This window comes from Cellulosimicrobium cellulans, assembly GCF_042723955.1.
Lineage (GTDB): Bacteria > Actinomycetota > Actinomycetes > Actinomycetales > Cellulomonadaceae > Cellulosimicrobium > Cellulosimicrobium cellulans_H.
This window is the reverse complement of record NZ_JBHXIC010000053.1, coordinates 1-6557: the sequence shown is the minus strand read 5'-3', so window position 1 is coordinate 6557 and position 6557 is coordinate 1. Positions and strand designations below refer to the sequence as shown.

The 6557-nt window shown below is 75.3% G+C and carries 8 protein-coding genes; 5 read left to right on the top strand and 3 right to left on the bottom strand.

Annotated features, from left to right (window positions below; translation table 11 throughout):
* Nucleotides 1-102: 102 nt before the first annotated feature.
* Nucleotides 103-438, bottom strand: a complete 336-nt coding sequence (rsrA, locus tag ACFWH7_RS14230; protein WP_255318747.1) for a mycothiol system anti-sigma-R factor — start codon at nt 436-438, stop codon at nt 103-105.
* The gene (locus ACFWH7_RS14225) at nt 435-1151 is read right to left on the bottom strand and encodes a sigma-70 family RNA polymerase sigma factor (RefSeq protein ID WP_047232220.1); all 717 of its coding nucleotides are present in this window, start codon (nt 1149-1151) and stop codon (nt 435-437) included. The genes rsrA and ACFWH7_RS14225 overlap by 4 nt, the downstream gene beginning before the upstream one ends.
* 253 nt (nt 1152-1404) lie before the next feature.
* Between ACFWH7_RS14225 and ACFWH7_RS14220 the strand changes: the two genes are divergently transcribed.
* The 5 genes from ACFWH7_RS14220 to hisN all read left to right on the top strand — a co-directional run bounded on the left by ACFWH7_RS14220 (nt 1405) and on the right by hisN (nt 6143).
* Nucleotides 1405-1950 carry a ferritin gene (locus ACFWH7_RS14220; RefSeq protein ID WP_087469543.1) on the top strand — a complete coding sequence of 182 codons (546 nt, stop codon included), beginning with the start codon at nt 1405-1407 and terminating at the stop codon, nt 1948-1950.
* A 127-nt stretch (nt 1951-2077) separates the two neighbouring features.
* The gene (locus ACFWH7_RS14215) at nt 2078-2770 is read left to right on the top strand and encodes a DoxX family protein (protein ID WP_378217159.1); all 693 of its coding nucleotides are present in this window, start codon (nt 2078-2080) and stop codon (nt 2768-2770) included.
* A 71-nt stretch (nt 2771-2841) separates the two neighbouring features.
* A complete protein-coding gene (gene aroA, locus ACFWH7_RS14210; RefSeq protein ID WP_378217158.1) occupies nt 2842-4197 on the top strand; it encodes a 3-phosphoshikimate 1-carboxyvinyltransferase in 1356 nt (451 codons plus the stop codon).
* A complete protein-coding gene (gene rsgA, locus ACFWH7_RS14205; RefSeq protein ID WP_378217157.1) occupies nt 4197-5291 on the top strand; it encodes a ribosome small subunit-dependent GTPase A in 1095 nt (364 codons plus the stop codon). The genes aroA and rsgA overlap by 1 nt, the downstream gene beginning before the upstream one ends.
* A 57-nt stretch (nt 5292-5348) precedes the next feature.
* The gene (gene hisN / locus ACFWH7_RS14200; protein WP_378217156.1) at nt 5349-6143 is read left to right on the top strand and encodes a histidinol-phosphatase; all 795 of its coding nucleotides are present in this window, start codon (nt 5349-5351) and stop codon (nt 6141-6143) included.
* A 60-nt stretch (nt 6144-6203) separates the two neighbouring features.
* Here the strand turns inward: hisN and ACFWH7_RS14195 are convergent.
* The coding region (locus ACFWH7_RS14195) for a DUF6912 family protein (protein ID WP_378217155.1) at nt 6204-6557 on the bottom strand (354 nt) is incomplete at its 5' end.

Here is a 6557-nt window from a genome sequence, read left to right as displayed (position 1 = left end):
CCCCCCCCCCCCCCGGGGGCGCCCCGGGGCCCCCCCCCCCCGTCGGGGGCGCGGCCCCCTCTCTCGTTCTCCGTCCGTCGGGGCAGTGCCCGCGGACGGCCCTCAGCGGGTCTCGACGACCGTCGTCGTCGTGACCATGACCGTGAGCTGCGTGTGGATGCGCTCGCGAAGCCCCGCGGGCGCCTTCTCGTGGCAGGAGCGGCGCACGAGCTGCTTGACGAGCTCCTCGACGCTCAGCTCGGCGAGGCACGGCGAGCAGTGCGCGACGTGCGCGCGCATGCGCAGCTCGTCGTCCGGCGTCATCTCCGAGTCGAGGTACTCGTACAGGTGCGTGAGCGCGTGCTCGCACTCGGACTCCCCCGCCGTCGAGTGCGGGATGGGCGTCACCGGCTCCTCGACCGGGCCGCGCCCGGGGAACGGGCTCTCAGACGTGCTCACGACTCACCTCCGGGGCTCTTGGCCCCCACCAGTCCTCGTCTCACGGCGTAGTCGGCCAGCAGCTCGCGCAGCTGGCGCCTGCCTCGGTGCAGGCGGGACATGACCGTGCCGATCGGTGTCCCCATGATCTCCGCGATCTCCTTGTACGGGAAGCCCTCGACGTCCGCGTAGTACACGACCATCCGTCGGTCCTCGGGCAGCTCCTGCAGCGCGCGCTTCACGTCCGAGTCCGGCAGGCGGTCGAGCGCCTCGGCCTCGGCGGACCGCAGCCCCTGCGACGTGTGCGACGCCGCGCGCGCGATCTGCCAGTCCTCGACGTCGTCCGTCTGGGCCTGCTGCGGCTCACGCTGCTTCTTGCGGTACGTGTTGATGAACGTGTTCGTGAGGATGCGGTACAGCCACGCCTTGAGGTTCGTGCCCGGCCGGTACTGGTGGAACGCCGCGAACGCCTTCGCGAACGTCTCCTGCACCAGGTCCTCGGCGTCCGACGGGTTGCGCGTCATGCGCAGCGCCGCGGAGTACAGCTGGTCGAGGTACTGGAGCGCGTCCTGCTCGAACCGTGCGGCGCGCGCGGCGTCGCTCTCGGTCTGCGGCGCGCGGTTCGTGTCCTCGGCGTCCGTGTCCGTGGGCAGCGTCGTGCCCTCGACCGGCGTCGTTCCCGACGTCGTCGCGGGGCTGCCGGAGACGTCGCTGCCGGAGATTCGCTCTGTCATCAACAACGAGCCTAGTCCCCTGTTCGTCTGGGTGTCCGGTGACGTGACCGGTGCCGACCACGCGGCGGCGAACGCCGCGTCCGCCGTCGACGCCTCGGGGGTCGACGACGCGGCCCGGGCGGCGGGTGCGGGGGTCTCGAGCAGGGCGGTCACGAGTGGTGCAACCCGCGCGTGCCCTCGCACATTCCCGCGGCCTCGGGGACGCCGCACAGCGCGGCGCGCGCGACGCACCCGGCGTCGCTAGCGTGGCGCCATGACGACCTCGCAGACCCCGTCCCGCTTCCTCACCCTGCTGCGCGAGCAGGTCGGGCACGAGCTCGACGCGCACCAGCAGTACATCGCGATCGCCGTGTGGTTCGACGCGCACGACCTGCCGCAGCTCGCCGCGCACTTCTACCGGCAGTCGGTGGAGGAGCGCAACCACGCGATGATGATCGTGCAGTACCACCTCGACCGGGACCTGCCCGTCGAGATCCCCGGCTCCGGCCCGGTCCGCAACGACTTCGCGGACGTCGTCGAGCCGCTGCGGCTCGCGCTCGACCAGGAGAAGCAGGTCACGGCGCAGATCGAGGCGATCTTCCGCGCCGCGCGCGAGGAGGGCGACGCCCTGGGCGAGCAGTTCCTCCTGTGGTTCCTCAAGGAGCAGGTGGAGGAGGTCGCCTCCGCGACGACCCTGCTCACCGTCGCGCAGCGCGCGGGCGACAACCTGTTCGACCTCGAGAACTTCGTCGCGCGGGAGACGATCGGCGACGCCGGCGAGTCGGCCGACGCCCCGGAGGCCGCGGGCGGCGCGCTCTGACGCTCCGACGTGAGGCGCGACTCACGGGCCGCGGGTGGCGCCGTCCCGGCGGTCGCGGCAGGCTGGGACCGACCGGCGCACGCCTGAAGCGGGCACCGGCGAGTCACCGGCGATGAGGAGAGAACCGATGCTGCTGCGTCACCTCGCGAGGCCCATGCTGGCCTCGTGGTTCGTCTACGACGGGCTCCAGGCCGCGCTCAAGCCCGCCGAGCACGTGCGAGCCGCGCGCTCGGGCGTCGAGCTCGTCGAGAAGAGCGCCGGCATCGAGGCCCCGCTCAGCGAGAGGCAGGTCGCGGCGCTCGTGCGCGCCCACGGTGCCGCGACGGCCGTCGCCGGGCTGTTCCTCGCCGTCGGCAAGGCCCCCCGCACGGCCGCCCTGACGCTCGCCGCGCTCACGGTGCCGCTCGCGGTCGTCAACCAGCCCTTCACCTCGGGCGAGGCGACGCGCTCCGAGCGCACGCGCAAGTTCGTCGCGAACGTCGGCGCGATCGGCGCGGCGCTCATCGCGGGTGCGGACTACGAGGGCCGCCCGGGCGTGCAGTGGCGGCTCGAGAAGGCGCGGCACGACCTGGCGCTCGCCAAGCAGGCGAAGCAGGAGGCCGTGGTCGCGGGCGCGAAGGGCGCCGTGAAGGAGGTCTCGGCCTCGGCCCGAGGAGCGGCGAAGGAGGCGGGTCGCTCCACGAAGAACGCGGCCAAGGAGGCGGGACGCTCGGCGCGGCGCGCCACGAAGGCCGCCCAGCAGGCCGCGGAGCACGCCGCGACCCTGGCCACGGGGGCCGTGCACGACGCCGAGGCCGCGGTCCGCGCGAAGGTCGCCTGACGCGGTCGTGACGCGTCCGCGCGCCGGGACCCTCCGCCGCCGGGCGCGGTCCCTCCACTAGCCTGGAGGCCATGACGACCTCGCCCTCCGCCGCGCCCGTGCCCCCCGCCGTCGACGAGGGCTGGGCCGCGCCCACGGCGGGCGGGCCGCTCGACGCGACGGTCGAGGTCCCGGGGTCGAAGTCGCTGACGAACCGGCTGCTCGTGCTCGCCGCGCTCGCCGACGGGCCGGGCACGCTGCGCGGCGCCCTGCGCAGCCGCGACGCCGACCTCATGATCGCCGCCCTGCGCACGCTCGGGGTCGGCATCGAGGAGGGCGCGTCCCCGAGCGAGCTGCTCGTCACCCCCAGCACGCTCCGCGGTCCCGTGGAGGTCGACTGCGGCCTGGCGGGCACCGTCATGCGCTTCCTCCCGCCGCTGGCCGCGCTCGCCGACGGCACGGTGCGCTTCGACGGCGACGCGGAGGCGCGCGTGCGGCCCATGGGCCCGGTGCTCGCCGCGCTCAGCGCCCTCGACGTGCCGGTCGAGGGCGACGGTGACGGGCTGCCCACGACGCTCCCCTTCACGATCCGCGGCCGCGGCCGGGTGCGCGGCGGGTCGGTCGACGTGGACGCGTCGGCGTCGAGCCAGTTCGTCTCCGGGCTCCTCCTCGCCGCCGCGCGCTACGACCAGGGCCTCACGGTGCGGCACATCGGCCACACGCTGCCGAGCATGCCCCACATCGAGATGACGGTCGAGGTCCTGCGGGAGGTCGGCGTCGTCGTCGACGACTCCCGGCCCGCGATCTGGCGGGTCGAGCCCGGTCCGATCGCGGCGCGCGACGTGCAGGTCGAGCCCGACCTGTCGAACGCGGCGCCCTTCCTCGCCGCCGCGCTCGTCGCGGGCGGCACCGTGCGCGTCACGGGCTGGCCGACGGCGACGACCCAGCCGGGCGCGATGGTCCCCGAGCTGCTCGAGTCCATGGGCGCGACCGCGTCGCTGGACGGCGACGTGCTCTCCGTGACGGGCACGGGCGAGGTGCGCGGCGTCGACGTCGACCTGCACGCCGCCGGCGAGCTCGCGCCGACGATCGCCGCGCTCGCTGCCCTGGCCGACTCCCCCAGCCGCCTGCGCGGCATCGCCCACCTGCGCGGGCACGAGACCGACCGGCTCGCCGCCCTCGCGACGGAGATCACCCGCCTCGGCGGGCAGGCGGAGGAGACGCGCGACGGCCTCGTCATCACGCCGCGCCCCCTGCACGGCGCGCTGTTCCGTACGTACCACGACCACCGCATGGCGACGTCCGCTGCCGTCATCGGCCTGCGCGTCCCGGGGGTCGGCGTCGAGAACGTCGAGACGACGGCCAAGACGCTGCCCGGGTTCGCGGGGATGTGGGAGCGCATGCTCGGGGGCGGGACCGGTTCCGGCACGGGAGCGGCGGCCCGCTGATGGCGCGCCGCGTCCCGGACGAGTCCGACTTCCGCGCGCGCCCCGGCAAGCATGGCAGCCGCCCCCGCACCAAGCAGCGGCCCGAGCACGCGGACGCGGTGACGGGGTTCGTCACGGGCGTGGACCGGGGCCGGTACACGCTGCTCGTCGGGAACCACGGCGGTGAAGGCGAGCGGACCGTCGACGGACCGAGCGACGGGACCGGCGGCGACGAGCGCACGGTCCTCGCGATGAAGGCGCGCGAGCTCGGCCGCACGCGCATCGTGTGCGGGGACCGCGTCGACCTCGTCGGGGACGTGTCGGGCGACGACGGGTCGCTCGCGCGGATCGTGCGCATCCAGGACCGGTCGTCGGTGCTGCGCCGCACGGCCGACGACACGGACCCCTACGAGCGGGTCATCGTCGCGAACGCCGACCAGCTCGTCGTCGTCACCGCGCTCGCCGAGCCCGAGCCGCGCACGCGCATGATCGACCGGTGCGTGGTCGCCGCGTACGACGCCGGCATGGACGTCCTGCTGTGCCTGACCAAGGCGGACCTCGCCGACCCGGAGCCGCTGCGCGCGCTGTACGAGCCGCTCGGGGTGTCCGTCGTCGTGACGCGCCGCGCGCCCGACGGCCTCGCGCCGGACGGCTGGGCGATCGAGCCGCTCGACGCGGTGCGCGAGGCGCTCGCCGGACGCACGTCGGTGTTCGTCGGCCACTCGGGCGTGGGCAAGTCGACGCTCGTCAACGCGCTCGTCCCGGACGCGCAGCGTGCGACGGGCCACGTCAACGACGTCACCGGCCGCGGCCGGCACACGTCGACCTCGGCAGTCGCCCTGCGCCTGCCCGGCGGCGGCTGGGTCATCGACACCCCCGGCGTGCGGTCGTTCGGCCTCGCGCACGTCCAGGTCGACCACCTGCTGCACGCGTTCGAGGACCTCGACGCCGTCGCCGCGGGCTGCCCGCGCGGATGCACCCACCTGGACGACGCCCCGGACTGCGCGCTCGACGAGTGGGTCGAGGCGTCGCCCGACGACGAGACCCGCGCCGCGCGCGCCGCCCGCCTCGAGTCGTTCCGCCGCGTGCTCGCCTCGCGCACCGGCGCCGCCTGAGCCCTGGCCCGCGCGGCGCCGCCCTCGCCCCGGGGCTGCACCGCTACGGTGTGAGCCATGACGCCCCCCTCGACGCGCGGCTACGACGACGACCTGCGCCTCGCCCACGTGATCGCCGACCAGGTCGACGCGCACACGATGTCGCGCTTCAAGGCGCTCGACCTGCACGTCGAGTCGAAGCCGGACTCGACGCCCGTGAGCGACGCCGACCGCACCGCCGAGGAGATCATCCGCGGCCAGCTCGGCCGGGCGCGCGGTCGCGACGCGATCGTCGGCGAGGAGTTCGGCGAGACCGGTCACGGCGCGCGGCGCTGGATCGTCGACCCGATCGACGGGACCAAGAACTTCGTGCGCGGCGTACCCGTGTGGGCGACGCTCATCGCGCTCGCCGACGGCGACGAGGTCGTCGTCGGGCTCGTCTCGGCGCCCGCGCTGGGCCGGCGCTGGTGGGCCGCGAAGGGCACCGGCGCGTGGACGGGCAAGTCGCTCGCCGCCGCGTCGCGGATGCAGGTGTCGGGCGTCTCGTCGTGGTCCGACGCCTCGCTCGCCTACGCGTCGCTCGACGGCTGGGAGGAGCGCGGGAAGCTCGAGCCGTTCCTCGACCTCATGCGCGGCGCGTGGCGCACGCGCGGCTACGGCGACTTCTGGTCGTACATGCTCGTCGCCGAGGGCGCCGCCGACGCGGCCGCCGAGCCCGAGCTCGAGCTCTACGACATGGCCGCGCTCGTCCCCATCGTCACCGAGGCCGGCGGCCGGTTCACGTCGCTCGACGGCGTCGACGGCCCGTGGGGCGGCAACGCCGTTGCGACGAACGGGCTGCTGCACGACGAGGTGCTCGGCCGCCTCGGCTGACGCGGACCGCCGTCGGGCACCGACTGGGTCCCGACCGGCAGCTCCGCACCGCGGTGCCCGTCAGCCGCGCGGCACGTCCTTGAGCTCGGACCAGTCGTACCAGAGCAGGTCGCGCTCGTTGACCCGGTCGATCGCGGCGTCGAGCGCCGCGTCGGCACCGGGGCCGTCGTCGTCGGCCGCGGCGAGCACCGCCGCGACGTCCTCGACGGCCTCGGGCTCGTCGACGTGCACGCACACGATCGCGACGTCGGGCACGGTCCGCAGGACCTCGACCGCGCTGGGCGCGGGCGCGTCCTCGTCGTCGGAGTCGTCGGCGCCCACGACCTTGACGGCCCCGGCGGGGGGCTCGCGGCTCACTACCAGCCGCGGCCCCGGGGCGGCCGGGGGCGCCGCCGCCGGGGGCCGGGTCGAGTG